Annotated in this window: 24 protein-coding genes and 1 riboswitch; of the genes, 20 read left to right on the forward strand and 4 right to left on the reverse strand. The window is 67.0% G+C overall.

The window, feature by feature from the left end:
- Positions 1 to 448 precede the first annotated feature (448 nt).
- Positions 449 to 781, forward strand: a complete 333-nt coding sequence (locus tag ToN1_RS08630; RefSeq protein WP_169208363.1) for a hypothetical protein — start codon at positions 449 to 451, stop codon at positions 779 to 781.
- 81 nt (positions 782 to 862) lie between these two features.
- Positions 863 to 3,532 carry an anaerobic nitric oxide reductase flavorubredoxin gene (gene norV, locus ToN1_RS08635; protein WP_169208364.1) on the forward strand — a complete coding sequence of 890 codons (2,670 nt, stop codon included), beginning with the start codon at positions 863 to 865 and terminating at the stop codon, positions 3,530 to 3,532.
- Between the two features lie 184 nt (positions 3,533 to 3,716).
- Here the strand turns inward: norV and ToN1_RS08640 are convergent, their stop codons facing one another.
- Positions 3,717 to 5,057: a sigma-54 interaction domain-containing protein gene (locus tag ToN1_RS08640; RefSeq protein WP_169208365.1), complete on the reverse strand. Its 1,341-nt coding sequence runs from the start codon at positions 5,055 to 5,057 to the stop codon at positions 3,717 to 3,719.
- 196 nt (positions 5,058 to 5,253) lie between these two features.
- On the opposite strand from ToN1_RS08640, the gene ToN1_RS08645 reads away from it, so the two are divergent.
- From ToN1_RS08645 to mgtE, 18 genes are all read left to right on the forward strand, one after another.
- Complete coding sequence (locus ToN1_RS08645) at positions 5,254 to 5,784, forward strand: cupredoxin domain-containing protein (RefSeq protein ID WP_169208366.1); 531 nt, start codon at positions 5,254 to 5,256, stop codon at positions 5,782 to 5,784.
- Between the two features lie 12 nt (positions 5,785 to 5,796).
- Positions 5,797 to 7,284, forward strand: a complete 1,488-nt coding sequence (locus tag ToN1_RS08650; RefSeq protein ID WP_169208367.1) for a cbb3-type cytochrome c oxidase subunit I — start codon at positions 5,797 to 5,799, stop codon at positions 7,282 to 7,284.
- 10 nt (positions 7,285 to 7,294) lie between these two features.
- The gene (locus tag ToN1_RS08655; protein WP_169208368.1) at positions 7,295 to 7,909 is read left to right on the forward strand and encodes an SCO family protein; all 615 of its coding nucleotides are present in this window, start codon (positions 7,295 to 7,297) and stop codon (positions 7,907 to 7,909) included.
- Positions 7,909 to 8,595: a hypothetical protein gene (locus tag ToN1_RS08660; RefSeq protein ID WP_244861004.1), complete on the forward strand. Its 687-nt coding sequence runs from the start codon at positions 7,909 to 7,911 to the stop codon at positions 8,593 to 8,595. Before ToN1_RS08655 ends, ToN1_RS08660 begins: the two co-directional genes overlap by 1 nt.
- A 179-nt stretch (positions 8,596 to 8,774) precedes the next feature.
- The gene (gene thiD / locus ToN1_RS08665; RefSeq protein WP_169208369.1) at positions 8,775 to 9,614 is read left to right on the forward strand and encodes a bifunctional hydroxymethylpyrimidine kinase/phosphomethylpyrimidine kinase; all 840 of its coding nucleotides are present in this window, start codon (positions 8,775 to 8,777) and stop codon (positions 9,612 to 9,614) included.
- Positions 9,615 to 9,728: 114 nt separating this feature from the next.
- A riboswitch (TPP riboswitch) is annotated at positions 9,729 to 9,837 on the forward strand.
- 52 nt (positions 9,838 to 9,889) lie between these two features.
- Entirely contained in the window at positions 9,890 to 11,806 is a 1,917-nt protein-coding gene (gene thiC, locus ToN1_RS08670) for a phosphomethylpyrimidine synthase ThiC (RefSeq protein WP_169208370.1), read from the forward strand.
- Between the two features lie 203 nt (positions 11,807 to 12,009).
- A complete protein-coding gene (locus ToN1_RS08675) occupies positions 12,010 to 13,011 on the forward strand; it encodes a c-type cytochrome (RefSeq protein ID WP_169208371.1) in 1,002 nt (333 codons plus the stop codon).
- A 94-nt stretch (positions 13,012 to 13,105) separates the two neighbouring features.
- On the forward strand, positions 13,106 to 13,633 hold the full coding sequence (locus tag ToN1_RS08680) for a DUF2478 domain-containing protein (protein ID WP_169208372.1): 528 nt from the start codon (positions 13,106 to 13,108) through the stop codon (positions 13,631 to 13,633).
- A gap of 3 nt (positions 13,634 to 13,636) precedes the next feature.
- Positions 13,637 to 13,894, forward strand: coding sequence for a YkgJ family cysteine cluster protein (locus tag ToN1_RS08685; RefSeq protein ID WP_169208373.1), 258 nt, complete (start codon positions 13,637 to 13,639; stop codon positions 13,892 to 13,894).
- Between the two features lie 110 nt (positions 13,895 to 14,004).
- Positions 14,005 to 14,829 (forward strand): undecaprenyl-diphosphate phosphatase, encoded by an 825-nt coding sequence (locus ToN1_RS08690; RefSeq protein WP_169208374.1) that lies wholly within the window; start codon positions 14,005 to 14,007, stop codon positions 14,827 to 14,829.
- Between the two features lie 60 nt (positions 14,830 to 14,889).
- Positions 14,890 to 15,474, forward strand: a complete 585-nt coding sequence (locus ToN1_RS08695; RefSeq protein WP_169208375.1) for a YqiA/YcfP family alpha/beta fold hydrolase — start codon at positions 14,890 to 14,892, stop codon at positions 15,472 to 15,474.
- Positions 15,471 to 16,319 (forward strand): methyltransferase domain-containing protein, encoded by an 849-nt coding sequence (locus ToN1_RS08700; protein WP_169208376.1) that lies wholly within the window; start codon positions 15,471 to 15,473, stop codon positions 16,317 to 16,319. The genes ToN1_RS08695 and ToN1_RS08700 overlap by 4 nt, the downstream gene beginning before the upstream one ends.
- Positions 16,316 to 17,215, forward strand: a complete 900-nt coding sequence (gene rarD, locus ToN1_RS08705; protein ID WP_169208377.1) for an EamA family transporter RarD — start codon at positions 16,316 to 16,318, stop codon at positions 17,213 to 17,215. The genes ToN1_RS08700 and rarD overlap by 4 nt, the downstream gene beginning before the upstream one ends.
- A 72-nt stretch (positions 17,216 to 17,287) precedes the next feature.
- Positions 17,288 to 19,201 (forward strand): ribonuclease catalytic domain-containing protein, encoded by a 1,914-nt coding sequence (locus ToN1_RS08710; RefSeq protein WP_169208378.1) that lies wholly within the window; start codon positions 17,288 to 17,290, stop codon positions 19,199 to 19,201.
- A gap of 12 nt (positions 19,202 to 19,213) precedes the next feature.
- On the forward strand, positions 19,214 to 20,134 hold the full coding sequence (locus ToN1_RS08715) for an energy transducer TonB (RefSeq protein ID WP_210148064.1): 921 nt from the start codon (positions 19,214 to 19,216) through the stop codon (positions 20,132 to 20,134).
- A gap of 8 nt (positions 20,135 to 20,142) precedes the next feature.
- Positions 20,143 to 20,976: a shikimate dehydrogenase gene (gene aroE, locus ToN1_RS08720; RefSeq protein ID WP_169208398.1), complete on the forward strand. Its 834-nt coding sequence runs from the start codon at positions 20,143 to 20,145 to the stop codon at positions 20,974 to 20,976.
- Entirely contained in the window at positions 20,973 to 21,665 is a 693-nt protein-coding gene (gene mtgA / locus ToN1_RS08725; protein WP_169208399.1) for a monofunctional biosynthetic peptidoglycan transglycosylase, read from the forward strand. The genes aroE and mtgA overlap by 4 nt, the downstream gene beginning before the upstream one ends.
- Positions 21,666 to 21,802: 137 nt before the next feature.
- The gene (gene mgtE, locus ToN1_RS08730; protein ID WP_169208400.1) at positions 21,803 to 23,245 is read left to right on the forward strand and encodes a magnesium transporter; all 1,443 of its coding nucleotides are present in this window, start codon (positions 21,803 to 21,805) and stop codon (positions 23,243 to 23,245) included.
- A 63-nt stretch (positions 23,246 to 23,308) separates the two neighbouring features.
- Here the strand turns inward: mgtE and hemL are convergent, their stop codons facing one another.
- Genes hemL through thiD (ToN1_RS08745) form a run of 3 tightly spaced genes read right to left on the reverse strand, consistent with a single transcriptional unit; the run spans position 23,309 to position 26,240 of the window.
- A complete protein-coding gene (gene hemL, locus ToN1_RS08735; RefSeq protein WP_169208401.1) occupies positions 23,309 to 24,592 on the reverse strand; it encodes a glutamate-1-semialdehyde 2,1-aminomutase in 1,284 nt (427 codons plus the stop codon).
- Between the two features lie 60 nt (positions 24,593 to 24,652).
- Positions 24,653 to 25,297 carry a thiamine phosphate synthase gene (gene thiE, locus ToN1_RS08740; RefSeq protein ID WP_169208402.1) on the reverse strand — a complete coding sequence of 215 codons (645 nt, stop codon included), beginning with the start codon at positions 25,295 to 25,297 and terminating at the stop codon, positions 24,653 to 24,655.
- Positions 25,278 to 26,240 (reverse strand): bifunctional hydroxymethylpyrimidine kinase/phosphomethylpyrimidine kinase, encoded by a 963-nt coding sequence (thiD, locus tag ToN1_RS08745; protein ID WP_210148065.1) that lies wholly within the window; start codon positions 26,238 to 26,240, stop codon positions 25,278 to 25,280. Before thiD (ToN1_RS08745) ends, thiE begins: the two co-directional genes overlap by 20 nt.
- Positions 26,241 to 26,577: the final 337 nt, after the last annotated feature.

The following is a 26,577-nucleotide window of genomic DNA, read 5'->3' on the forward strand; positions in this document are numbered from 1 at the left end:
TCAGCGACTTGCGTAATCTGGCATGGATTTCGCTGAGGAGCGCTACGTCGCGACGTCTTCCCTCTGGAACCGGCATCGGGTCGTGCGCGCGAAACTCCGGCAGTGGAAGCAATAGTCGAACGTTCAAACACTGCAGTTGATATCAGCACGACCATTCCGACAATTCCCGTATCTCGAACGCATCCAATTTCCGTTTTCAAGCGAGCGAAGCACTTCCTCGAATCGGGAAATCCATTTTTCGAGTGAATCATGGATTCATTCATATTGCCGTTTGCAATGAATCGATTCGCACAAATTCCCGCGAAGCCATAGTGGAATATTTATATTTGCGCAAACCAACATAGATCAAATTTTTCATTCATCTCCTGGCCTAGACTAAATATTGATGCAACTGAAACGCATCTTTTATATTTAAGCAGGCAATTGCCACATCAATCAGGAGATGAAAATGCAGAAGCAAATTCAGTACATCGTTATCGGGCTTGCCGCCGCTCTCGGAAGCTCGTTCGCCGTCGCCGATTCTGCTTCGATGTCGGCTTCGAATACCGCGAGTGCTGCGGAACACGGCAACGTCTCCCCCGCTTCGCAGGAAACCGAGGAAACCCGCTTTTCGGGGGGATGGCGTTTCGTCGGGGGTGAGGTCGGCTGGATCCTCGAAACAGGAGCAGGTATCCGCGAAAAAGGAAGGACCCGCGCCGAAGTCCTGAAAGAACTCGCCGAATTCCAACGCAACCCCGAAGCGCAACTGCGTCATCAGAGCCTGTATCAGGGCGGTTCATGATCTCCGGGAGGAACCACGTCTTTGAGATCGACGCACCTCGCTTTTGAGGAGCGGCTACCGTGTTTGAATCAGGAGTTTGAAATGTCGTTCGCTGTAAAAAGTAACATCACGTGGGTCGGCAAGCAGGATTGGGAATTGCGCGAGTTCCATGGATCGGAATATTCGACGCACAAGGGATCGAGCTATAACAGCTATCTTGTCCGAGAAGAGAAGGTTGCGCTGATCGACACCGTCTGGACCCCGTACGCGCAGGAATTCGTCGACAACCTGGAGCGGGAAATCGACCTCCACAAGATCGATTACATCATCGCTAATCACGCCGAGATCGATCACAGCGGTGCATTGCCCGCGTTGCTCGCGAGGATTCCGGGAACGCCGATTTACTGCACGGAGAACGGCGTCAAATCCTTGAAGGGACACTTTCACAAAGACTGGAACTTCCAGGTCGTAAAGACCGGAGACACGCTCGACCTCGGTAACGGCAAACAATTGGTCTTTGTCGAAGCGCCGATGCTGCACTGGCCGGACAGCATGATGACCTACCTCGCGGGCGATGCGGTGCTGTTCAGCAATGACGCCTTCGGTCAGCACTACGCCAGCGAAAAAATGTTCAACGACCTCGTCGATCAGGAGGAATTACGCGCTGAGTGCCTCAAGTACTACGCGAACATCCTCACGCCGTTCAGCTCGCGAGTGACCGCGAAGATTCACGAAGTGCTGTCGTTCAATCTGCCGCTCGAGATGATCTGCACCGCACACGGCATCATCTGGCGCGACAATCCGGCACAGATCGTCGAGCAATATCTCGCGTGGGCCGACGACTACCAGGAAAACCAGATCACGCTGATCTACGACTCGATGTGGAACGGCACGCGCCATATGGCGGAGGCGATCACGAAGGGAATCCGGCAGGAAGACCCGTCGGTCGAGGTCAAGATGTTCAACCTCGCGAACACCGACAAGAACGACGTGCTGACGCAGGTGTTCAGGTCGAAGGGCATTCTGGTCGGCTCGCCCACGGTCAACAACGGCATGCTGCCGCAGGTCGCAGCGCTACTGGAGGAATTGCGCGGCTTGCGCTTCCGCGGCAAGCACGCCGCGCCGTTCGGTGCTCACGGCTGGGCGGGCGGCGCCGTGGATCGGATCGGCCAGCGGCTCGAGGAGGCGGGCTTCGCCGTCACCGGCGGAATCGAAGCACTTTGGAAACCGACGGAAGGCGCGCTCGACGAATGCCTCGCATTCGGCCGCGACATTGCGCGTCAATGGCGCGGAGAATGGGAACCGATCGAGAGCGCCGCACAGGATCAATCGCCGTCGATCAAGCGGCCTGTGGGGCCCAAGCGTGTGGATCCAAAGCCTGCTGCTGCGCCGGCCACGGACCGAACCGTCACGGCCGCCGATCAAGGGTCGATGCGGTGCAGGGCCTGCGGCTGGATCTACGATCCAGCGAAGGGCGAAGCGGGACAGGGTGTGCAGGCCGGCACGCCGTGGTCCGAGGTGCCTGAGACCTTCCTGTGCCCCGAATGCCTCCTCGGCAAATCAGAGTTCGACCCGCTGAACGTTCGCGGTAACACCGCGAGCCAGGTTGCCGCGGACCGCGAGTTGCAGCCCGCACCGGTCGTGATCGTCGGCGGCGGCAGCGCTGCATACCAGCTAGTGCGCGCGTTCCGCGCTCAGGATGCGGACACGCCGGTGCTCGTGATCGCCGCCGACGCCGGAGCGGACTATCCGAAGCCGCAACTGGTCCACGGCTTCAGCCGCAAGCTCGGCCCGTCGGATCTCGTGCAGCGCACGCCGGAGCAGATCGCGCGCGAGTTCAACGTGACGATCCGCGCATACACACAGGTCGACGCAATCGATCCCGACAACAAGACGGTCCGCTTCGGCGACGACGTCCAGCCCTACCGCGACCTTGTCCTCGCGCTCGGCGCGGATCCGTGGATTCCACCGTTGCAGGGGAGTGCCGCGAGCCGGGTGATCACGCTGAACAACCTTGCAGATTACGAAAGGTATCTGCAACAACTGGCGCAGGGCGAACGGGTGCTCGTGATCGGCGCCGGCCTCACAGGCACGGAAGTCGCGCTCGATCTCGCGGAAAGCGGGTTGCAGGTGCGGCTCACCGACGTCGCGCCGCGTACGCTGGCCAAACTGCTGCCCGATTTCGTGAGTCACGAACTGGAAAACCGGCTCGTACAGAAGGGGTGTCGGCTACACCTCGGCGAGAGTATCGCCCACATCGACTCGAGTGCCGGTGGCGTCGTCGTGCAGCTCTCCAACGGAGAACGCTTCGAGGTGGACACGGTCGTTGCAACAGCTGGATTGCGTCCGCGGATCGAGCTCGCACGCGATGCGGGCCTGGAGGTGAATCGCGGCATCAAGGTGGACCCGCAACTGCGCACGAGCAACCCGCACATCTACGCGCTCGGCGACTGCGCCGAGATCGAAGGCATGGTGCTGCCGTTCATGCATCCGCTGGCACTGTCGGCGCAGGCGCTGGCGAAGACCCTCGCCGGCGAGAGCACGACGCTTCGCCTACCGGCGATGCCGACGCTGGTGAAGACCCCGGCACTTCCGATCCAGCTCGCGGGCGTCACAGTCGCAGACGGTCTGCAGTGGGCGGTGGACTCCGACGAGACCGGCCTCACCGGCAAGGCACTCGACGACGACGGCCGACTGGTCGGGTACGTCGTGACCGGACAGCACGTCGGCAGGGGGATGGCGCTGCTGCAGCAACTGCCGGCGCTGCTCTGAGACGGATGCCTTGCCATGGGCCCGGGAATTGGCGGTCTCCAAACCCGAGTGATGGCCAGGACAACGAGGATGGGAGCCTGAATTGCGCCGTCGCGATGAGAGCCGCGGCGGTGCAATTCAGGCCGCCGGTAAGCGAATGTCGAGCGAACTGCGACGATAGGTTCGCCGGCTCCGTCTCGAAACCTCACATCTGGTTGAGCCGTTTCCACAAGGTCGTGCGCGACATCCCCAGACGGCGTGCTGCTTCCGCCCGGTTTCCGCCCGATTCGGCGAGCACCCGCAGGATCTCGCGGCGTTCGTCTCCGTCGGTCGCAGGCGACGTGTAGTAGCGCGTCGTCGGGCGCGGAGCCGCCCTGCGGTCCGGCGCCGCGATCGACGTCTCGGGAGGCAGATGGCGGGGCAGGATCAACGAGCCGTCCGAATTCACGACTGCATATTCGAGCGAATTGAAGAGCTGTCGCACGTTGCCCGGCCACGAAAACGACTCCATCTCCGTGATTGCCTCCGGCGACAGGCGCAGGTCCGGGCGGCCGTACCGTTCAGCCAACTCGTGCAACAGCGTGCTCGCGAGCAGCGCGATGTCTTCGCGCCGCTCGCGCAGGGCCGGCACGTGCAGCGGCAGCACGTGCAGGCGGTAGTACAGATCCTCGCGGAATTCGCCGCGAGTGACCATGTCGGCGAGGTCGCGGTGCGTGGCCGCGACGACGCGTACATCCACCTTGCGCGGGTGATTCTCGCCGACGCGCACGACCTCGCGCTCCTGCAGCACGCGCAGCAGCCGCGTCTGCGTCGCGGGGGAGATCTCGCCGATCTCGTCGAGCAGCAGCGTGCCGCCGTTGGCCGCTTCGAAACGGCCGACCCGCATGCCGGTGGCGCCGGAGAAGGAGCCCTTGGCGTGGCCGAACAGTTCCGACTCCTGCAGGCTCTCCGGCAGCGAGGCGCAATGCACAGCGACGTAAGGCCCCTTCGCGCGCGCCGAGTTGTCGTGCAGCGCACGGGCGACGAGTTCCTTGCCGACACCGCTCTCGCCCCTGATCAGCACGTTGGCGTCGCTCGCGGCCACACGCAACACCTTCTGGTAGAGCTCCTGCATCGGACGGCTGCGGCCGGTGAGCCCGCCCAGCTGCCAGCGGTCGCGCACCTCGGCTTCGAGCTCGACCTCGCGTGAGCGGTCGCGCAGGATGATCGCGCAGTAGAGGCCGGAATCGTTCGGCGGCAGCAGCATCGCCCACATGCGTAGCGGCATGTCGAGGCCGGCGGGCGTCTTGAGGACGATGTCCTGAACCTTGTCATCTTCGCCCGCCGCCGGCGTCAGCGAACATCGACCGCGGTCTTCGCACGCGCGCGCGCATTCGGTACCGGAAAACAGCGTCGGGCATAGCCCATCGATGACGCGCTGATTGTCGCGCCCGATCATGCGACCGGCCGCGCTGTTCATTTCGAGCACGCGCCGGTCGGCGTCAAGAAACAGGACGCCCTCTTCGAGGCTGTCGAGAAACACGCGCAGGGTGGCCAGGCTCGGCATAGTGATCGCCTTCCGTTCAGATTGAACGTTCGCAATGAACGTTCAGTATGGATCGATGAACGCATTTGAACATCGACGCCGCAATGGAAAAATGATTGACATCAATCGGTTGGCGAATGTGGCACGGCGCTGGCTCTGTGGAGTTCAGGGGGACGCCCATGTCCCGACTGCGAACACATGGACAGGAGAACCCATCGTGCAACCCATTGCCTGGCAACTATCACTCGTGTTGATGACGCTCGTGGCGTTCGGCTTCGCGTTTGTCGCCATCAATTCCGGCCGACGGCAGGACGACTACACGCCGCTGCAGAAGCGCGCCTACCGCCTGCGCACCCGCCTCTTCTGGGGCCTCGTTCTGGTGTTCGGACCGGCCATGATCTACACGCTCATGGATCTGCCCTATGACGCGGCGCGTGCCCGGACCGGCACGGGCGCCGTGCAGGTCATCGACGCGACCGGCTACCAGTGGCGCTGGGAACTGAGCCAGGACCACGTCGCCGCCGGCCAGCCGGTCGAGTTCCGCGTCACCAGCGCGGACGTCAACCACGGCTTCGGCATCTACGACGCGAACCTGCATCTGGTCGCGCAGACGCAGGGGATGCCCGGCTACACCAACACGCTGCGCCACACCTTCGAGGAACCGGGGACTTACAGGATCCTGTGCATGGAGTACTGCGGCGTCGCCCACCATAACATGATGACCGAAATCCGCGTCGACGCTCGCTAAGGGGACACGAACATGGCGACCTACACCTACGAACATCGCCCCGACCACGGGGCGAAGGCCGGCGTGCTGGCCTATCTGGCGACCTCGGCGGCGGTGTTGCTGCTGATGATGCTCTTCGGCCTGCTGATGCGCCTCGAACAGGCGCAGTGGATCTCGATTGGCGCCGACCGTTTCTACCAGCTGATGACGCTGCACGGTGCCGGCATGGTGGGCATCGCGGCGATCGCCGGCGCGTCGGTGATGTGGCATTTCCTGCGCCAGTATGTCGACCTGTCGTCGCGCATCTTCATCGCGAACCTCGTGCTGTTTCTCGCCGGCGTCGTGATGATCCTTGCGAGCGTGCTGCTCGGGCGCTTCCACGGTGCCTGGACCTTCCTGTTCCCGCTGCCGGCCAAGTCGATGGGCATGTGGAGCGCGGATGCAGCAGCACTCTTCATGGGCGGCCTGCTGGTGATCGGCGTCGGATTCCTGCTGCTGCATCTGGACGTCGCCCGCGCGATCGTCGCGAGCTATGGCAATTTCGCGCGCGCACTCGGCTGGCCGCAGCTCTTCGGCCACGACGACGGCAAGGCGCCGCCGCCGACGGTGGTCGCGAGCGCGATGGTCACGATCGTCAACGTCATCGGCCTGGTCGTCGGCGCGAGCATCCTGACGATGATGCTGGTGAACCTCTACGTGCCCGGCTTCACCATCGATGCGCTGCTGGCGAAGGGAATGATCTACTTCTTCGGCCACGTCTTCATCAACGCGACGATCTACATGGCGGTGATCGCGGTGTACGAGATCCTGCCCCGTTACACGCAGCGGCCGTGGAAGTCGAACAAGGTCTTCCTCGCCTCCTGGACCGCGTCGACGTTGATGGTGCTGTTCATCTTCCCGCATCACCTGCTGATGGACTTCGCGTTCCCGAAGTGGATGCTGATCATGGGCCACATCATCGGCTACCTGAACACCGTGCCGATCCTCGTCGTCACCGGCTACGGCGCGCTGATGATCGTGTATCGCTCGGGCATCCGCTGGGACATGGCGTCGAAGCTGCTGTTCCTGTCGCTCTTCGGCTGGGCCGCGGGAGCGATGCCAGCCTTCATCGACGGCACGATCACGGTGAACTACGTGATGCACAACACGCTGTGGGTGCCGGGGCACTTCCACACCTACCTGCTGCTCGGAATGGTGACGATGGTGTTCGGCTTCATGTACTACCTCGGCAAGCCCGACCACGAGGCCGACGACCGCCTGATCGACCGCATCGCGTTCTGGCTGTTCACGTCGTCGGTGCTCGGCTTCACGCTGAGCTTCCTGTATTCCGGCAAGGAAAGCGTCGCCCGCCGCTACGCCGCCCACCTGCCCGAGTGGGTGCCGTACGACCGCATCGCGTCGGTGTTCGCGGTGCTGGTGATCGCCTCGTCGCTGCTGTTCGTCGGCCGCTTCTTCGCCCGCATCCGCCTGGCGCGGCACGACTACCAGCGTGCGCCGGTCGCGCGCCCCGCGACCGCGTGAGCTGCGGCACATGAATGCCGTCGCGCGCAGCGTCGCCGTCACGGCGCTGGTGACCGTCCTCGGCACCGGCGCCTTCTGGTGGGGCACCGACGGGTTCACGGCCTTCACCGCCGAGGCCGCACGCCGGGCGGACATCCTGCGCGCACCGCGCCCCTTGCCCGCGGCCGTCCTCGAGGACCAGGACGGCCGCGTCTTCGGCCTCGACGACTACCGCGGACGGCTGCTCGCGGTCGAGTTCATCTATACCCGCTGCACGACAATCTGCAACAGCCTCGGCGCGGCATTCAAGAAGATCCGCGACCGCGTGCCCGCCGACGCGCTCGGTCGCGACGTCGCACTGCTGAGCATCAGTTTCGATCCCGAGCACGACGATCCGGCGAGCCTGAAGGCCTACGGGATCCGCCATGACGCCGACGGGGAGCACTGGCGGATCGTGCGCGTACGCGACGCAGACCAGTTGCAGGCGCTGCTCAATGCCTTCGGCATCGTCGTGATTGCCGACCGCTTCGGCGGATTCGAGCACAACGCCGCGATCCACCTCGTCGGCCGCGATGGCCGGCTCGCGGAGATCGCCGACCTCGACGCTCCGATACGCTTCGCCGACAGGCTCAGGGAGGCGCTGTGATGAACACCGCCACGCGCACCAGCATCGGCCTGCGCATCCTCGTCGCGCTGTACCTGCTGCTCGCGACGCCGGCGGCGCGCGCATGGCTCGAAGCGACGATGAGCGGCCACATGCTGGTGCAGATCCCGCTGCTCGCGGCCCTCGGCTTCGTCGCCTGCCGCCTGCTGCCTGAGGCATGGCAGGAAGCGTTGCTCGCCGCCGCGGGAGGTCCGGTCCCGCATGTCGCCGTCGCGCTGTTCGCATCGACCTGGTGGATGCTGCCGCGCGCGCTCGACGACGCGCTCGCCAGCCCGCTCGTCGAAACGGCGAAATTTGTCAGCCTGCCCGCACTCGTCGGCCTGCCGCTCGCGCTCGCGTGGCGGCGGCTCGGTTCGATCGGGCGCGGCTTTCTCTGGACCAACTTCATCAGCATGCTCGCCGTGCTCGGCTGGCTTTACATCGCCGCGCCGCTACGGGTGTGCAACAGCTATCTGGTCGATCAGCAGGAGAGTGCGGGCTGGCTGATGGTGAAGCTGGCACTGCTGCTGTTTGCAGGTTGGCTCGGCTCGTTGTTCGTCGGCGGCAACGCGAAGTGCGACGACTCGCGCGCGACGTCTTCGAACGCCATCGACCGCGGACAGACGCAGGACGGCGCGGAGCCATCTTTGCGCAGAAAAGCGCTTGCCTGCACGGATCGGCTCCGGTAATTTTCAGCCCCCCGTTAGCAGTGCCCGCATGGATCGGATACGCGGGCTGAGACAGTCCCTTTGAACCTGATCCGGGTTGCGCCGGCGTAGGGAAACGCATTCATGAACACCCGCAAGTCCGCTTCGTCCTTCCCCGCTTCGAGTCGCTCGTCCGCCCGCAGCAAGCGTGTGGTGCGCCGATGAGCCGCGCGATCCCCAACGTCGTCAGCATCGCCGGCGTCGACCCCAGCGGCGGGGCCGGCGTGTTCGCCGACATCAAGACCTTTTCCGCACTCGGCGCCTACGGCTGCGGCGTCGTCGCCGCGCTGACCGCGCAGAACACGCAGGCCGTCACCGGCGTGCACACGCCGCCGACCGACTTCCTGCGCCTGCAGATCGACACCCTGTTCGCGGATGTCGCGATCCACGCGGTGAAGCTCGGCATGTTGGGCAGTGCCGAGATCGTTGCGACGGTCGCGGACCGCCTCGCACACTTCGACGCGCCCTTCGTCGTGTGCGACCCGGTGATGGTCGCGAAGAGCGGCGACCATCTCCTCGCGCGCAACGCGGTGGCGATGCTGATCGAGGCGCTGCTGCCGCGCAGCTTCATGATCACGCCGAACCTCCCCGAAGCCGGCGTGCTGCTCGAGCAGCGCGCGCCCGAGACGGTGAAGGAGATGTACCGCGCTGCCGAACGCCTGCGCGAGATGTTGCCGCTCTCAAGCGAGCGCTGGGTACTGCTCAAGGGCGGCCACCTGCCCGGCAGCGATGTCGTGGATCTCCTCTTCGACGGCGACCGCATGATCGAGCTGCCCTCGCCACGCATCGAGACGAAGAACACGCATGGCACCGGCTGCACACTGTCGTCGGCGATCGCGGCGCTGCTGCCGCAGCACGCGGGCGGCTTCCGTCCGGTCGAAGCGGCCGTCCGCGACGCGCGCGATTACCTGCTGCGCGCGATCGCCGCGTCCGGCGCCCTCACGGTCGGAAGCGGGCATGGCCCGGTGCATCACTTCCACCGCTGGTGGCCGTCCGCCTGAACGATTGATCCCCGATCACGGCAGGACGCGGCTCTCCGCGAAATTTCGCCTAATCGAATGTTTCGTCCCGATTTTTGGTGATTTACACGCGCCAAGCTTTGGCGTAACGTGTCGCAACTTACCTAGGGGTCCTTGCATCCGCCTTCGTGCGGCTGCCGGGTGAGAAAAACCCTTTGAACCTGATCCGGGTAATTCCGGCGAAGGGAAGCGTAGGTGCAGTCTTGCGCCTCCTCCTTCCGGTCGTCCGCCCGGCCCTGCCCCACCGAGGAGAACGCATGAACGCCACTGAAAAATTCATCGCCGCGAAGGCCCACGTCGACGAGGCCGCGATCGCGCCGCTGCCCAATTCCCGCAAGGTCTACGTCGAGGGCTCACGCCCGGACGTCCAGGTGCCGATGCGCGAGATCTCGCAGGCCGACACCCCGACTGCGTTCGGCGGCGAGAAGAACCCGCCGATCTTCGTCTATGACACGTCCGGGATCTACACCGACCCGACGGCCAAGATCGACATCCGCTCCGGCCTGCCCGCGCTGCGCCAGCAGTGGATCGAGGAGCGGGGCGACACCGAAGTGCTCGCCGACCTGTCGTCCGAGTTCGGCCGCATGCGCGCCGGCGACAAGTCGCTCGACGAGCTGCGCTTCCCCGGCCTGCACCGCCACCCGCGTCGCGCGAAGGCCGGCGCGAATGTCAGCCAGATGCACTACGCGCGCAAGGGCATCATCACGCCCGAGATGGAATACGTCGCGATCCGCGAGAACATGAATCGCCGCGCCTACATCGAGACGCTGCGCGCCACGGGCCCGACCGGCGAGAAGATGGCCAAGCTCCTGACCCGCCAGCACCCGGGCCAGCACTTCGGCGCCTCCATCCCCGCCGAGATCACGCCCGAATTCGTGCGCTCGGAAGTCGCCCGCGGCCGCGCGATCATCCCGAACAACATCAACCACCCGGAAAGCGAGCCGATGATCATCGGCCGCAACTTCCTCGTGAAGATCAACGCCAACATCGGCAACTCGGCGCTGGGCTCGTCGATCTCCGAGGAGGTCGACAAGATGACCTGGTCGATCCGCTGGGGCGGCGACACGGTGATGGATCTGTCGACGGGCAAGAACATCCACGAGACGCGCGAGTGGATCATCCGCAACTCCCCGGTGCCGATCGGCACGGTGCCGATCTACCAGGCGCTCGAAAAGGTGAACGGCAAGGCCGAGGACCTCACCTGGGAGATCTTCCGCGACACGCTGATCGAGCAGGCCGAACAGGGCGTCGACTACTTCACGATCCACGCGGGCGTGCTGCTGCGCTACGTGCCGATGACCGCCAACCGCATGACCGGCATCGTCTCGCGCGGCGGCTCGATCATGGCGAAGTGGTGTCTCGCGCACCACAAGGAAAGCTTCCTCTACACGCACTTCGAGGACATCTGCGAGATCATGAAGGCCTACGACGTGGCCTTCTCGCTCGGCGACGGCCTGCGCCCGGGCTCGATCTACGACGCCAACGACGACGCGCAGTTGGGTGAGCTGAAGACGCTGGGCGAGCTCACGGACATCGCGTGGAAGCACGACGTGCAGACCATCATCGAAGGTCCGGGCCACGTGCCGATGCACCTCATCAAGGAGAACATGGATCTCCAGCTCGAGTACTGCAAGGAGGCGCCCTTCTACACGCTCGGACCGCTGACGACCGACATCGCCCCGGGCTACGACCACATCACCAGCGGCATCGGCGCGGCGCAGATCGGCTGGTACGGCACGGCGATGCTGTGCTACGTGACGCCGAAGGAGCACCTGGGCCTGCCGGACAAGAACGACGTCAAGGAAGGCATCATCACCTACAAGCTCGCCGCGCACGCCGCCGACCTCGCCAAGGGTCATCCCGGCGCGCAGATCCGCGACAACGCACTCTCCAAGGCGCGCTTCGAGTTCCGCTGGGAAGACCAGTTCAACCTCGGCCTCGACCCGGACAAGGCGCGCGAATTCCACGACGAGACGCTGCCCAAGGAATCCGCCAAGGTCGCGCACTTCTGCTCGATGTGCGGCCCGCACTTCTGCTCAATGAAGATCACGCAGGACGTGCGCGACTTCGCCGCGAAGGAAGGCCTCAAGGAAGAAGAGGCGCTCGCGAAGGGGATGGAAGTGAAGTCGGTCGAATTCGTGAAGAGCGGCGCCGAGGTGTACAAGAAGCTCTGATGCCGCGCTGCAACGCAGGCAGGTGACAACGGGCCGCCCAGTGCGGCCCGTTTCTTTTGTACGTCTTTCCGCGGGATCAAGGTAAACCCCGAGCCCAATCCGGGGAGCCGCGGCCTTTGACCTGTTGCACGGGCCGCCCGGACCCGGTAAAGTTTTTCTATAAGCAAATAATAATTTACTTACATCAATAGAGAGAGAAATTCATGGATGCACGTATTGCGGCAGGGAGCCTCGCGCTCCTGCTTGCGGCGGCGCCGGCCCTCGCCCAGGACGCCTCCAAGGTCAGCCTGATCGACCGTCCCGCCCCCTCCCTAGACAAGCTGCCGAAGGACGCCTACGGCGAACTGGTACGTTACGGCCACGAGCTGTCGACGCGTACCTTCGCGTTCATCGGGCCCGAGGTGCAGGACCGCAAGATGCGCTTCGCGGGCAACAACCTCGCTTGCACGTCCTGCCACCAGAACGACGCCACCAAGCCCTTCGCCATGCCCTGGGTCGGCGTCGCGGCGACCTTCCCGCAGTACCGCGCACGCGAGGACGCGATCAGCACGGTCGAGGAGCGCGTGAACGGCTGCATGGAGCGCAGCATGAATGGCGAGCCGCTGCCGCTGGACTCGCATGAAATGAAGGCGTTCACGGCCTACATCCACTACATGTCGCGCGGCGTTCCGGTCGGCGCGCGGGTCGAGGGGGCCGGAACGAAGCAGATCAAAGTGCCCGACCGCCGTGCCGACGTCGCCGCCGGCGAGGCCATCTACGGGGCCAAGTGCGCGGCCTGCCATGGCGCCGACGGACAGGGCCAGCGGCGCGGCAAGGCCGGCGACGCCGAGGGCTACGTATTCCCGCCGCTGTGGGGCAACGACACCTTCAACAACGGCGCCGGCATGAACCGCATGCTCACCGCAGCCGCCTTCATCAAGCACAACATGCCGCAGGGCACGACGCACGCGGCCCCGGTCCTGAACGACGACGAAGCCTTCGACGTCGCCGGCTACGTGCTGTCCAAGCCGCGCCCGATCAAGGCCGGCCTCGACAAGGACTTCCCGGCGCGCTGGAACAAGCCGGTCGACGCTGCCTTCCCGCCCTATGTCGATGGTGCCTCGGCCGAGCAGCATCGCTATGGCCCCTATCCGCCGCTGATGGAGCAAGCGAAGCAACGGACCGAAGCCCTGAAAGCCGCGCGCGAAGCCGCCGCTACGCGCTGAGAGCCAGCTGGCCGCGTGAGTGCCGGGGCGCCGACAGTTTCGCCGGGACGTCCCGGGGTGCGACAATGGCGGATCACCCACGCGTGCCGCCGCCATGACCACCGACCAGTCCCTGCCGATCGCCGCCATCGTCTATCGCCCCACCGACCATATCGAGCCGGTGCTCCTTGAGGCGGCACGCGCGCTGGCCGAACTGGGGGTGCGGCTGGGCGGCATTCTGCAACACGACATTCCGACGACGATCAATGATCCCTGCGGCATGGAACTCGAAGACCTCGCGACTGGCGAGCGCTTCCCCCTGTCGCAGGATCTCGGCAGCGGCTCGGAAGCCTGCCGCCTCGACCCGAACGCGCTCGCGCACGCGGCGGTCGCGGTACGTGGGGCGCTTGAGCGCGGGACGCAGGTAGTGTTCATCAACAAATTCGGCGCACAGGAAGCGTGCGGATCGGGCCTGCGCTCGGAGATGGCGATGGCGGTGACCAGCGGCGTGCCGGTCATCACCGCGGTGGGGGAGCGCTTCCTCGCCGAATGGCAGCACTTCACCGGCGGTCAGTCGACACTGCTCGAGCCGAAGGTCGCCGACATCCTCGCATGGTGGCGCGCACTGCCCGCGCGCAACTGAACGATGGAATGCCGCCCGGCCTGCGCGGCCTGCTGCATCGCGCCGTCCATCTCCAGTCCCATCCCCGGCATGGAAGACGGCAAACCCGCCGGCGTGCGCTGCATCCAGCTCGACGAGGCCGACCGTTGCCGCCTGTTCGGCGACCCGCGTCGTCCGGCGGTATGCGGCAGCCTCGCTCCCAGCCTGCAGATGTGCGGCACGCAGCGCGAGGCTGCGATACGGTGGCTCGCCGATCTCGAAGAACTCACCGCACCGGCCTGACACTTACTTCCCGTTGCGACTGAGGGACGATTTGTGCGGCCCTGCAACATGCCGAGGCGTATCATCCCGCCTTTCGTTCATCATCGCCCCGGCACACGCCGCCACCCCTCATGGATCTCGCCCAGCTGTTCGTCGCCCTGCTTCTCGGCATCATCGAAGGCCTCACCGAATTCCTGCCGGTTTCCTCGACCGGCCACCTGATCATCTTCGGCGACCTGCTCGGCTACAACGACGAGGCGAGCAAGGTGTTCAAGATCGTGATCCAGTTCGCCGCGATCCTCGCGGTGTGCTGGGACTACCGCGAACGCCTTGTGCACGTCGCGACCGGAGTCGTCAACGATCCCGCCGCGCAGCGCTTCGTCGGCCTGCTGATCGTCGGCTTCCTGCCCGCAGCGGTGTTGGGGGTGATGTTCCACTCGAAGATCAAGGCCCTGCTCTTCAACCCGCTCACGGTCGCGACCGCGCTGATCGTCGGCGGTCTGGTGATCCTGTGGCTGGAAAAGCGCAGCTACCATCCGCGCATCAATGCCGTCGACGAGATGCGCTGGCCCGATGCGTTGAAGGTCGGCTTTGCGCAGGCGCTGGCGATGATCCCCGGCACCTCGCGTTCCGGCGCGACCATCATGGGCGGGCTGGTGTTCGGCCTGTCGCGCAAGACGGCTGCGGAGTTCTCCTTCTTCCTCGCGATCCCGACGATGTTCGCGGCCACCGCATACGACCTCTACAAGGCGCGCGACATGCTCCACGCCGGCGACCTGCCGGTGTTCGCCATCGGCTTCGTCGCCTCCTTCATCGCCGCGATGTGGGCGGTGAAGACCTTCATCCGCTTCGTCTCCAACCACACCTTCATCGTCTTCGCGTGGTACCGCATCGTCTTCGGCCTCGTCGTGCTGGCGACGTGGAAGTTCGGCCTCGTCGCCTGGAGCGAAATCTGAGCGACCGGAAAGCCGCCGGACGTGGTTAAACTAGGGGTTCCGCCCCGGACTGCATACGCGATGATCATCTACCTGCACGGTTTCCGCTCGGCTCCCGCGTCAATCAAGGCGCAGGCGCTGCAACGCCACATGGCCGAGAAGGGGCTCGCAGGGGAATTCTGGTGCGAGCAGCTGCCGCCCGAGCCGGACGCCGCGATTGCGCTGATCGAGCGCCAGATCGCGCGCTGCCGTGCGGAGCGCCCCAATTTCCCGCCCACGCTGGTCGGCAGCTCGCTGGGCGGCTACTACGCGACGCACCTCGCCGAAAAGCACGGCCTCAGGGCCGCGCTCGTCAACCCGGCGGTCGTCGCACCGCTGTCACTGGAGGCCTACGTCGGCGTGCAGACCAACCTGTACACCGGCGAATCCTTCGACTTCAAGCACGAATACATCGCGCAACTGCGCGCCATGGATGTCGCGACGATCACCCGCCCGCAGGACTTCTGGCTGCTGGTCGAGACCGGCGACGAGGTGCTGGACTACCGCGACGCCGTCGCCAAATACGCCGGTGCACGCCAAACCGTGCTGGAAGGCGGGGACCACGGCTTTTCGCGTTGGACCGACTACCTCGACGAGGTGATCGCCTTCGCCGGAATCGCCCGATGAGCATCCCCTCAGGCTTCGACGTGCGCCGCTTCAAGGCGCAGGAGCGCGCCGGCTTCAACCGCATCGCCGCGCGCTATGCCGAAGGCGCTCACCTGCGCGCCGACCTCGCCCAAGCCCTGCTCGACGCGGCCGACCTCGCGCCCGGCCAGCGGGTGCTCGATCTCGCGAGCGGACCGGGGCTCCTCGCCCGCGATGCTGCTGCCCGCATCGCGCCGGGCGGCTGGGTGCTCGCGAGCGACATCGCCGAGGGCATGCTCGCCGAGGGCGCCCGCCGCACCGCCGCCGAGGGCAAGGCCAACGCGCTCGCCTTCGCCGCCGCCGACGCCGAACACCTGTGCCTGCCCGACGCGAGCTTCGACCGCGTGCTTGCGGGCCTCGCGCTCTTCATGTTCCCCCACCCCCAGCAGGCGCTCGCGGAGATGCGCCGCGTGCTGCGCCCCCGCGGGCGCATCGCGCTGTCGGTGTGGGGCCTGCGGGAGTCCGTGCCGCTGATCGCGCGTGCGCAGGACTGCATCGCGCGGCTGCTGCCGCCGCCCAAGGTCGCACGTCCCTCGGTGTTCCGCTTCGGCGACGGCGCGGCGCTGACGGCCATCCTCCATGACGCGGGCTTCGCGGACGTGCGCATCGCCCCCTGCCCCTTCCGCTGCCACTTTGCCGACGCCGAAGGCTACTGGCAGGCCTTCCTCGATCTCGCCGGCGGAGCGACCGAGGCCTTGTCGCGCCTCCCCAAAGCCACCCAAGCGACCCTGCGCGCCGCGATCGCGGCCGATCTCGAAGGCCACCGCGGCGCCGACGGCGGCTACACCGTCGAAGCCCTCGCGCTCGTCGCCACCGCCACCGCATGAGGGACGCCGCGGCCGAATCGCTCCGGCGCCGCCAGGGCGTCATCGCGACGCTGATCGCCTTCACGATGTGGGGGCTGATGCCGCTCTACTTCAAGGCGGTCGGCAGCGTGTCGCCCGGCGAGATCGTCGCGCATCGCGTACTGTGGTCCGTCGTTTTCCTCCTCGCTCTGCTCGCGCTGTGGCGCGGCTTCGACGGCCTGCGCCGCGTCGCGACCCAGCCGCGCCTGATCGGCCTGCTCGCGCTGTCGGCCTCGCTCACCGGCAGCAACTGGCTGGTCTTCGTGTGGGCGATCTCTGCCGACAAGCTGCTCGAAGCGAGCCTGGGTTACTTCATCAACCCGCTGGTGAGCATCCTCCTCGGCCGCCTCGTGCTCGGGGAGCGCATGCGGCCGCTGCAGCAGGCGGCCGTCGCGCTCGCCTGCGCCGGCGTCGCGTGGCGCGTGTGGCAGGTCGGCACGCTGCCGTGGATCGCACTCTTCCTCGCCGGCACCTTCGGCCTGTACGGCCTGCTGCGCAAGCGCGCCCCGGTCGATGCGATCAACGGCCTGTTCGTGGAAACCCTGGTCACGGCGCCGCTCGCGCTCGGCTGGCTCGCCTGGCTCGCCAGCCGCGGCACGCTGCAGTTCGGCCAGGCGTTCGCGACCGACGCGCTGCTGCCCCTCGCCGGCGTGCTCACGGCCGTGCCGCTGATGCTGTTCGCGATCGGCGCCCAGCGCCTGCCGCTGTCGACGATCGGTTTCCTGCAGTACCTTGCGCCCAGCCTCAACTTCCTGCTCGCCGTGTTCGTCTTCCGCGAACCCTTCGACGCCGGCCAGTTCGCCGGCTTCGCGCTGATCTGGGCCGCGCTCGCCGTCTATTCGGTCGACATGCTGCGGGCGAACCGGGCGGCGCCATAGTCGGCAGGTCCCCTCTGCGCCCGACGGTCGAATCCTTTAAACTGTCGGGCTTGCTCAAGTATGGCGGTTCCGATGTTCGTGCTGTTCGAAGAGGATGGGGCCTTCAAGGCCGGTACCGTCCTCGCTGATAACGATTCCTCGCTGCAGGTCGAGACGTCCCACGGCAAGCGCGTGAAGCTGAAAAGCAGCCACGTGCTGATGCGCTTCCGCGAGCCCGCACCGGCCGAACTGCTCAACCGCGCCGAAGCCGGCGCCGAGGAGCTGGACACCGCCTTCCTGTGGGAAGTGTGTGGTGACGACGAATTCGCCTTCGACGCATTCGCCGCCGAATACCACGGCCACGCGCCGAACGCGGTCGAGTCGGCGAGCGTCCTGCTGCGCCTTCACTCGGCGCCGATCTACTTCCACCGCAAGGGCCGCGGCCGCTTCCGCAAGGCGCCCGCCGACATCCTGCAGGCCGCGCTCGTCGGCCTGGAGAAGAAGCGCCAGCAGGCCGAGGCGATCGAGCGCATGCGCGCCGATCTGGTCGAAGGCCGGATGCCGGTCGAGATCGCCGGCATGCTGCCGCAGCTCCTCTACCGCCCGGACCGGAACCGCGTCGAGACCAAGGCCTTCGAAGCCGCCTGCGTAGACACCGGGCTATCGGCGCCACGCCTGCTGCTGCAGTGCGGCGCACTCGCGTCGAGCTACGACTTCCACTACAACCGCTTCCTGTTCGAACACTTCGAGGACGGCACCGCCTTCCCGGCCTTCGACGCACCACTCGACCCCGCCGACCTGCCCCTCGCGCAGGTCGCCGCGTTCTCGATCGACGACGCCACCACGACCGAGATCGACGACGCCTTCTCGATCACCCCGCGCGAAGGCGGCGGTTGGCGCATCGGCATCCACATCGCTGCGCCCGCCCTCGGCTTCGCGCGCGGTTCCTCGCTCGACGCGATCGCGCGCCGCCGCCTGTCGACCGTGTACATGCCGGGCAACAAGATCACGATGCTGCCCGACGCTGTCGTCGAGACCTTCACGCTCGCCGCGGGCCGTGACTGCCCGGCCGTGTCGCTGTACCTCGACGTCACCGCGGCGCTCGCCGTCCAGCGCCACGAGACCGTCGTCGAGCGCGTGCCCATCGTCGCCAACCTGCGCCACCACGACATCGAGCCGCTCTTCAATGAGCAGGTCCTGCACGATCACGCCGGCGGCCCCGACTTCGAATGGAGGCGCGAACTCACGCTGCTGTGGGACCTCGCCAGCGTGCTCGAAGCCGGCCGCGGCAAGGCCGAGGACAACCGCAACCAGGTCGACTTCAATTTCTACGTGGACTGGCAGACGCACACCGCGGACGGTCCGGGCTACGTCACCATCACCCAGCGCAAGCGCGGTTCGCCGCTCGACAAACTGGTGGCCGAGATGATGATTCTCGCCAACTCCACCTGGGGCAAACTCCTCGACGAGGCCGGCATCCCCGGCCTGTACCGCGTGCAGAGCGGCGGCAAGGTGCGCATGTCGACCGCCGCCGGCCCGCATGACGGACTGGGTGTGGACTGCTACGCGTGGTCGAGCTCGCCGCTGCGCCGCTACGTCGACATGGTCAACCAATGGCAGATCATCTCGGTGCTGCGCGACGAGGCGCCCGCGTTCGCGCCCAAGTCCACCGACCTGATGGCTGCGCTGCGCGACTTCGACGTCACCTATGCGGCCTACGCCGACTTCCAACGCCAGATGGAGCGCTACTGGTGCCTGCGCTGGCTGCGCCAACAGCCCGGCATCGCCATCGACGGCAAGGTGCTGCGCGACAATCTCGTGCGCCTCGACGCGATCCCGCTGATGGTCAAGGTACCCTCGCTGCCGGTCATGCTGCCGGGCACGCGCGTGCGCCTGACGATCGAGCACAGTGACCTGCTCGACGTCGACATCAGCGCACGCTTCGTCGAGATGCTCGCCGAACCCGACCCCGCCGACACGGCCGACGCGGCGCTCGAAGGCAACTGACCGCCACACGGCATGGATCGCAACCAGGACCTTCGTTCCCCGCAGCCGGCCGGCGCCCGCGCCTCTGGGCGCACCAGCACCATCCTGAAGGGCGACCCGCTGCTCGCGATCGCGTTCCTGCTGTCGCTCGCGATCCATGCGCTGGCGCTATCAGTCGGCTTCACGATGGACGTCGGTCCACGGCCGCGCGAACTCGACCGCGGCCTCGAAGTCGTGCTCGTGAACGCACGCCACGCCCGCGCTCCCGAGAAGGCCGATGTGCTCGCACAGGCCAACCTTGACGGCGGCGGCAACAGCGAACAGAACGCGCGGCCGAAATCCCCCCTGCCCCCGCAACCGACGCAGCGCGACGGCGACGCCCTCGCCGAATCACGCAAGCGTACCTCGGACCGCAGCGCCGCCCGCCCCGAGGTCATGACCGCCCCCAAGGCCGCGACCCGGACCCCCGCCGCCGTGCAGCAGCCCGACCCCGCCGCGGTCGAGCCGAAGCCGTCGGGACTCGATCTCCTCGACAGCGTCGCCGCCGCCGCGCGCCTCGAAGCCGAGATCGACCGCAAGCTCGACGAATACGCCAAGCGCCCGCGCAGGAAGTTCGTCGGCGCGAAGGCGAAGGAATACCGTCTCGCCCAGTACGTGGAGGACTGGCGCCAGAAGATCGAACGTGTCGGCACGCTCAACTACCCCGATGCCGCACGCGGTCGCCTCTACGGCAGCCTGCTCTTGCTCGTCGCGATCCGCGCCGACGGCTCGGTGGAGCGCGTCGAGGTGCAGCGCTCCTCGGGCGAACCCGTCCTCGACGAAGCCGCCAAACGCATCGTCACGCTCGCGGCCCCCTTTTCGAGTTTCCCGAACGACGTCCGCGCCGACACCGACATCATCGAGATCGTCAGGACCTGGACCTTCACCAACACCGACCGCCTTACTGCCCACTAGACCCGTCCATGGACCGCTACGCCGTCATCGGAAACCCCGTCGCCCACAGCAAGTCCCCGGCGATCCACGCCGCCTTCGCGGCGCAGACCGGCCAGACGCTCGCCTATGAGGCGCTGCTCGCGCCGCTGGACGGCTTCGCCGCGACGGTCACAGCCTTCCGCACCGCCGGCGGGCGCGGCTGCAACGTCACCGTGCCGTTCAAGCTCGAGGCCTTCGCGCTGGCTGAGCGCCGCTCGCCGCGCGCGCAGGCCGCGGGCGCCGTGAACACCCTCAAGTTCGACGCCGACGGCATCTACGGCGACAACACCGACGGTGCCGGCCTCGTGCGCGACCTCACGTACAACCTCGACTGCCCGCTCGCCGGCCGCGGCATCCTGCTGCTGGGCGCGGGCGGCGCTGCACGCGGCGTGATGCTGCCGCTGCTGGCCGCCGCCCCCGCGCGCCTCACGCTCGCCAACCGCACGGTCGCACGCGCCGAGGCGCTCGTCGCCGAGTTCGCCGCGGGCGCCGGCAACACGCCGCTCGCCGCCGGCAGCTTCGCCGACCTGGCCGGATCGCAGTTCGACGTCGTCATCAACGCAACCGCGGCGAGCCTCGCCGACGAGGCCCCGCCGCTGCCGCCCGGCCTGTACGCGCCCGGCGCGCTGGCCTACGACATGATGTACGGCCGTGGCGACACCGCTTTCCTCGCCGCGGCCCGCCGCGACGGCGCGGCGCATCTTGCCGACGGGCTCGGCATGCTCGTCGAGCAGGCGGCCGAGAGCTTCCTGCTGTGGCGCGGCGTGCGGCCCGAGACCGCACCGGTCCTCGCCGAGCTGCGGCGCCAGATCGAAGGCCGATGAAGGCACTCCTGCGGCGCGCCGGCTGGGTGGGCGTGGCGCTCCTCGCGCTGCTCGTGCTGTACCAGCTGTGGATCTTCCTGCTGGTGCTGTGGTGGAGCCACTTCAACCCCTCGAGCACCAGTTTCATGGACATCCGCCTCGACGAGCTGCAGGAAAAGCGCCCCAACGCCGAGCTGCGCCACGAGTGGGTGCCCTACGAACGCATCTCCATCCATCTGAAGCGCGCCGTGATCGCCGCGGAGGACGACCGCTTCGTCGATCATGAAGGCTTCGACTGGGAAGGCATCCAGCGCGCGATGGAAAAGAACCAGCGCAAGGGCCGCGCCGTCGCGGGCGGCTCCACGATCAGCCAGCAGCTCGCGAAGAACCTGTTCCTGTCGCCCACGCGCAGCTACTTCCGCAAGGCGCAGGAGGCGATCATCACCGTGATGATCGAAACCGTGTGGAGCAAGCGCCGCATCCTCGAGGTGTACCTCAACGTCGTCGAATGGGGCACCGGCATCTTCGGCTGCGAGGCGGCCGCGCGGCGCTACTACGGGGTGCCCGCCGGCCGCCTGGGCCCCGACGAGGCCGCCCGCCTCGCGGTGATGCTGCCCAATCCACGCAAGTACGAGAAGCAGTTCGGCCCGCGGCTGGCCGCCCACGCCGCGCGCATCCGCGGACGCATGGCCTACGCGCAGGTACCCTGAAAGCGTCCCCCGCGGCGGCGCGACGCCACACGCCTGCCGCGACGCAACATTTTCGGTCTTCCGGGGTCGCAAGAGGACCGCGAAATCCGTAGAATTCGCGCCTTACGACCGAACCCCACACACCCCCGGAGGCGCCGATGAGCGAGCAGGACGAACGCCACCCGGACGACGTTCAGCAGCACCTGCGCGAAGTCCAGGAGCTGCTCGCACGCCACAAGGTGGTGGAGGATCTCGTCCATCGGCAGGACATGCCCCGCCACGAGCTGGTGGAGAACCTCGTCCACAAGCAACACGTCGCCGAACTCCAGGCCAAGCTCGACACGCTGCACCCCGCAGACATCGCCTACATCCTCGAGGCGCTGCCGCTCGAGGAGCGTCTCTTCGTCTGGGATCTCGTCAAGGCGGAGCGCGACGGCGACATCCTGCTGGAAGTCTCGGACGCGGTGCGGGAGTCCCTCATCGAGACGATGGACCCGCACGAGCTCAAGGCCGCGGCGGAAACCCTCGATGCCGACGAGCTCGCCGACCTCGCGCCCGACCTGCCGCCCGAGGTCATGCTGGACGTGTTCCAGTCCCTCGACAGCGAGGAACGCGAACAGCTGCGCGCGGCGATGTCCTTCCCGGAGGAGTCGGTCGGCGCGCTGATGGACTTCGACATGGTGACGGTCCGCGAGGACGTCACGCTCGAGGTCGTGCTGCGCTACCTGCGCCGCTTCGACGAGCTGCCGGACCACACCGACAAGCTCTTCGTGATCGACCGCGAAGACCACCTGAAAGGCATCCTGACGCTCGAATCGCTGCTGATCAACGACCCCGAGATGGTGGTCGGCGCGGTCATGCACAAGGAAAACGTCATCAGCTTCGAGCCCGAGGATGAAGCCGATGACGCCGCCCAGGCCTTCGAACGCTACGACCTCGTGTCCGCGCCGGTGATCGACGTCGAGAAGCGCGTGATTGGCCGCCTCACGGTCGCCGACGTGGTCGACTACATCCGCGAGGAGTCCGAGCACGAAATCCTCAGCCACGCCGGTCTGCGCGAGGAGGAAGACATCTTCGCGTCGGTGTGGGACTCGGTGAAGAACCGCTGGTCCTGGCTGGCGATCAACCTCGTCACCGCCTTCATCGCCTCGCGCGTGATCGGCGCCTTCGAAGGCTCGATCGAGAAGCTCGTCGCGCTGGCCGCGCTGATGCCCATCGTCGCCGGCATCGGCGGCAACTCGGGCAATCAGACGGTGACGATGATCGTGCGCGCGATCGCGATGGGCCAGGTCGAGCAGTCCGCGATGCAGCGCCTGATGCGCAAGGAGATGGGCGTCGCCGTCGTCAACGGCCTGGTGTGGGGCGGGCTGCTCGGGATCCTCGCGTGGGCCCTCTACGGCAGCGCCTCGCTGGGCGTCGTGATGACCGCCGCGATGACCCTGAACCTGCTGCTCGCCGCCTGCGCAGGCGTGCTGATCCCGATGGTGCGCCTGCGCTTCGGCGCCGACCCGGCGATGGGCGGCTCGGTGCTGATCACCGCGCTGACCGACTCGGGCGGCTTCTTCATTTTCCTCGGGCTGGCGACGCTGTTCCTGCTCTGACCCGCCGGAAAGACAACAAAAAGGGGCGCCGCGGCGCCCCTTTCGTTTTTCGCGCCCGAGCGCTCAGCCGAGCTTTGCGAACACCTCGCGCGCCGCCGCGAGTGTCGCGTCGATGTCGGCCGACGTATGCGCCGCCGACACGAAGCCCGCCTCGAAAGCGGAGGGCGCGAAGTAGTGGCCCGCCTCCAGCATCGCGTGGAAGAAGCGGTTGAAGGTGTCGCGGTCCGAGGCCATCACTTCCGTGTAGGAACGCGGCACGCGCGCGGCGAAGTACAGACCGAACATTCCGCCGACCGAATCGGCACAGAAGCTCACGCCGGCATCGCGCGCGGCGGCGGACAGCCCGTCGACGAGCTGCGTCGCCCGCGCGGCAAGCTGGTCGTAGAAGCCCGGCTCGCACACCAGCTTCAGCGACGCCAAGCCCGCCGCGACCGCGACCGGGCTGCCCGACAGCGTACCGGCCTGATACACCGAGCCCAGCGGCGCGATGTGGTTCATGATATCGCGCCGGCCGCCGAAGGCGCCCACCGGCATGCCACCGCCGATCACCTTGCCCAGCGTGGTCAGGTCCGGCGTGATGCCGTACAGCCCCTGCACGCCCTGCGCACCGACGCGGAAGCCGGTCATGACCTCGTCGAAGATCAGCACGGCGCCGTACTTCGTGCACAGCTCGCGCAGCCCCTCGAGGAACCCCGGCAGCGGCTTGATCAGGTTCATGTTGCCGGCGACCGCCTCGACGATCACCGCGGCGATCTCGCCGCCGCGCGCCTTGAACGCGTCCTCGACCTGGCCGAGGTCGTTGTAGTCGAGCACGATCGTGTGCTTCGCGAAGTCCGCCGGCACACCGCCCGAGGACGGATTGCCGAAGGTCAGCAGTCCCGAGCCCGCCTTCACCAGCAGGCTGTCGGCGTGGCCGTGGTAGCAGCCTTCGAACTTGATGATCGCATCACGCCCGGTGAAGCCGCGCGCGAGACGGATCGCGCTCATCGTCGCCTCGGTGCCGGAACTCACCAGCCGCACCATGTCGATCGACGGCATCAGCTCGCAGATGAGCTCCGCCATCTCCACCTCGGCCTCGGTCGGCGCACCGAAGGACAAGCCGCGCAGCGCCGCCTCGCGCACCGCCTCGACGATGGCCGGATGGGCGTGGCCGGTGATCGCCGGGCCCCACGAGCCGACGTAGTCGATGTAGTCCTTGCCGTCCGCATCCCACACGCGCGCGCCCTGCGCGCGCTCGATGAAACGCGGCGAACCGCCCACCGAGCGGAACGCCCTCACGGGCGAATTGACGCCGCCGGGGATGGTTGCCTGGGCTCGCTGAAAGAGGACTTCGTTCTTGCTCGTCATGTCGGTGTGCACTCGTCTTGTGGCAATGGTGAAAGAAGGACCGCGCCGGGCGCGGAGAATTCAGCCGGGCAGGCCGAAGGCGGCGCGATATGCGGCCGCGCGGGCACCCGGATCGGGATGGTCGAACACGTCGGCGATCACCGCCAGCAGGTCCGCCCCTGCGGCGATCGCCTGCGGCGCATTGCCCAGCGTGATGCCGCCGATCGCCGCAACCGGCAGCGCAAGCTCGCGCCGCGCGCGTGTCAGCAGCTCGAGCGGCGCATGCACCGCGGCGGGCTTGGTCGAGGACGCGAACACCGCGCCGAAAGCCACGTAGTCGGCCCCCGCCGCGGCGCCCTCCTCGGCCCGCGCCCATTCGTTGTAGCAGGTCACGCCGAGAATGCGTTCCGGCCCCAGCGCCGCGCGCGCCGCGCGCAGGTCGCCGTCGTCGCGGCCAAGATGCACGCCGTCCGCCCCGAGCGCGAGGGCGAGCTCGAGGCTGTCATTCACGATGAAGGGCACGCCGGCCTCCCGGCACAGCGTGGCAACGCCCGCCGCCTGCTCGCGCTGCAGGGCCGCATCGGCATGCTTGCTGCGGTACTGCACCAATGCGGGCCGCCCCGCTAGCGCCCGGCGAACCCCCGCCAGCAAGGCCGCGCTGTCGGCAGTGTCGGGGGTGATCAGATAGAGACCGCGCAGGGCACCATCACGGTTTGCCATCGTCATCCTCGTTTGCCCGCGCCCAGAAGAAACGGTCCGGGATGGCCATGCCCATGCCCGGCCGATACGCACTCGTCAGTGCCTGCACGGTGAATTCCTGCGCCTCGCGCACCGCCTCGGCCACCGCCATGCCATGCGCCAGCGCGCCCACGAGCGCCGCCGCCAGCGTCGCCCCGGCCCCGAGGAAGGGTCCCGGCAGTCGCTCCCACGCATCGGTCCGCACGACGCCCTCGCGGCCCACCAGCACGTTCACGAGCTGCGGCCCGGGCTCACCGGCACCGGTCAGCAGCACATACTGCACGCCACGCCCGAGCACGCGCGCAATCGCATCCGCCAGCGACAGGGCCTCGTCCTCCTCGCTGCCGTCGTCGTCTGCTTCATCTACCTCGCCGCCCTCGAAGATCTCGCCGAGCGCATCGAATTCGTCGGCATCGAGGAACTCGCCGCCCTCATCGTCGTCATCTCCGTCGTCGCCTTCCGGCGTCAGGGCCGCCAGCTGCAGCACCTCGCTGCGGCTGGCGACCAGCACCGTCACCTGCGGCAACACCAGCTCGGCGAGCGCCGCCAGCATGTCCTCGCCCGAGGCTTCCTCGCCATCGACGATGGACAGCGCCGGTTCCAGCACCAGCGGGACATCGGGATAATCGGAAAGGATTTCGGCAATCGCCGCGACATTCTCGACACTGCCGAGCAGGCCCAGTTTGAAGGCCTGCACCGGAATATCCTCGAGCAAGGCCCGCGCCTGCGAATCGACCGCATCGGCATCCAGCGCCAGCAGCTCCTCGACGCCGCGCGTGTCGCGCACGGCGATCGCCGCCACGACGGACAGGGGATGACATCCCATGCTCGCCAGCGTCAGGACATCCGACTGGAGGCCGGCGCCGCCAGTCGCGTCGCTGGTGGCGAAGCACAGCACGACAGGGGGAACTGCAGTGAATCCGAGGGGCATGAAAGAATCTGCCGGTTGCGCCAGATGCCTGTTCTGGCACGGCATGAAAAATGCGGTAAGATGCGGCGGATTTTACAGCCAATTTGCCCGGAGCATGCCTACAGATGGCCCACACGCGCCCCAATACCGGATGCATCCGGCGCGCGCGCTCATCGGCCACCCTGAAGGGGGCGCTTGCGCCCGAGGCAACGCCGCCTTGCGCGGGCGCGCCCCGGCCACCGGGCAGAACACGCGGATGCAGACGGCATGCCATCCGTCCGCGACCGCGCCTTCGCCGCATGCTCTTATCGACATGTGGATGCGTCGCCGTAGCGGAGCACGCGGCGTACCGCAGCGC

The organism is Aromatoleum petrolei (assembly GCF_017894385.1).
In the GTDB taxonomy this organism is placed as follows: domain Bacteria; phylum Pseudomonadota; class Gammaproteobacteria; order Burkholderiales; family Rhodocyclaceae; genus Aromatoleum; species Aromatoleum petrolei.

Bases quoted from the DNA above. Each gene is read 5' to 3' on its own strand.
- ToN1_RS08695 (WP_169208375.1), top strand. From the start codon at position 14,890: ATGATCATCTACCTGCACGGTTTCCGCTCGGCTCCCGCGTCAATCAAG.
- ToN1_RS08715 (WP_210148064.1), top strand. From the start codon at position 19,214: ATGGATCGCAACCAGGACCTTCGTTCCCCGCAGCCGGCCGGCGCCCGC.
- ToN1_RS08675 (WP_169208371.1), top strand. From the start codon at position 12,010: ATGGATGCACGTATTGCGGCAGGGAGCCTCGCGCTCCTGCTTGCGGCG.
- ToN1_RS08680 (WP_169208372.1), top strand. From the start codon at position 13,106: ATGACCACCGACCAGTCCCTGCCGATCGCCGCCATCGTCTATCGCCCC.
- ToN1_RS08640 (WP_169208365.1), bottom strand. From the start codon at position 5,057: ATGCCGAGCCTGGCCACCCTGCGCGTGTTTCTCGACAGCCTCGAAGAG.
- thiC (WP_169208370.1), top strand. From the start codon at position 9,890: ATGAACGCCACTGAAAAATTCATCGCCGCGAAGGCCCACGTCGACGAG.
- mgtE (WP_169208400.1), top strand. From the start codon at position 21,803: ATGAGCGAGCAGGACGAACGCCACCCGGACGACGTTCAGCAGCACCTG.
- ToN1_RS08710 (WP_169208378.1), top strand. From the start codon at position 17,288: ATGTTCGTGCTGTTCGAAGAGGATGGGGCCTTCAAGGCCGGTACCGTC.
- ToN1_RS08660 (WP_244861004.1), top strand. From the start codon at position 7,909: ATGAACACCGCCACGCGCACCAGCATCGGCCTGCGCATCCTCGTCGCG.
- ToN1_RS08630 (WP_169208363.1), top strand. From the start codon at position 449: ATGCAGAAGCAAATTCAGTACATCGTTATCGGGCTTGCCGCCGCTCTC.
- ToN1_RS08650 (WP_169208367.1), top strand. From the start codon at position 5,797: ATGGCGACCTACACCTACGAACATCGCCCCGACCACGGGGCGAAGGCC.
- ToN1_RS08655 (WP_169208368.1), top strand. From the start codon at position 7,295: ATGAATGCCGTCGCGCGCAGCGTCGCCGTCACGGCGCTGGTGACCGTC.
- thiD (WP_210148065.1), bottom strand. From the start codon at position 26,240: ATGCCCCTCGGATTCACTGCAGTTCCCCCTGTCGTGCTGTGCTTCGCC.
- rarD (WP_169208377.1), top strand. From the start codon at position 16,316: ATGAGGGACGCCGCGGCCGAATCGCTCCGGCGCCGCCAGGGCGTCATC.
- norV (WP_169208364.1), top strand. From the start codon at position 863: ATGTCGTTCGCTGTAAAAAGTAACATCACGTGGGTCGGCAAGCAGGAT.
- aroE (WP_169208398.1), top strand. From the start codon at position 20,143: ATGGACCGCTACGCCGTCATCGGAAACCCCGTCGCCCACAGCAAGTCC.
- thiE (WP_169208402.1), bottom strand. From the start codon at position 25,297: ATGACGATGGCAAACCGTGATGGTGCCCTGCGCGGTCTCTATCTGATC.
- thiD (WP_169208369.1), top strand. From the start codon at position 8,775: ATGAGCCGCGCGATCCCCAACGTCGTCAGCATCGCCGGCGTCGACCCC.
- ToN1_RS08685 (WP_169208373.1), top strand. From the start codon at position 13,637: ATGGAATGCCGCCCGGCCTGCGCGGCCTGCTGCATCGCGCCGTCCATC.
- mtgA (WP_169208399.1), top strand. From the start codon at position 20,973: ATGAAGGCACTCCTGCGGCGCGCCGGCTGGGTGGGCGTGGCGCTCCTC.
- ToN1_RS08690 (WP_169208374.1), top strand. From the start codon at position 14,005: ATGGATCTCGCCCAGCTGTTCGTCGCCCTGCTTCTCGGCATCATCGAA.
- ToN1_RS08700 (WP_169208376.1), top strand. From the start codon at position 15,471: ATGAGCATCCCCTCAGGCTTCGACGTGCGCCGCTTCAAGGCGCAGGAG.
- hemL (WP_169208401.1), bottom strand. From the start codon at position 24,592: ATGACGAGCAAGAACGAAGTCCTCTTTCAGCGAGCCCAGGCAACCATC.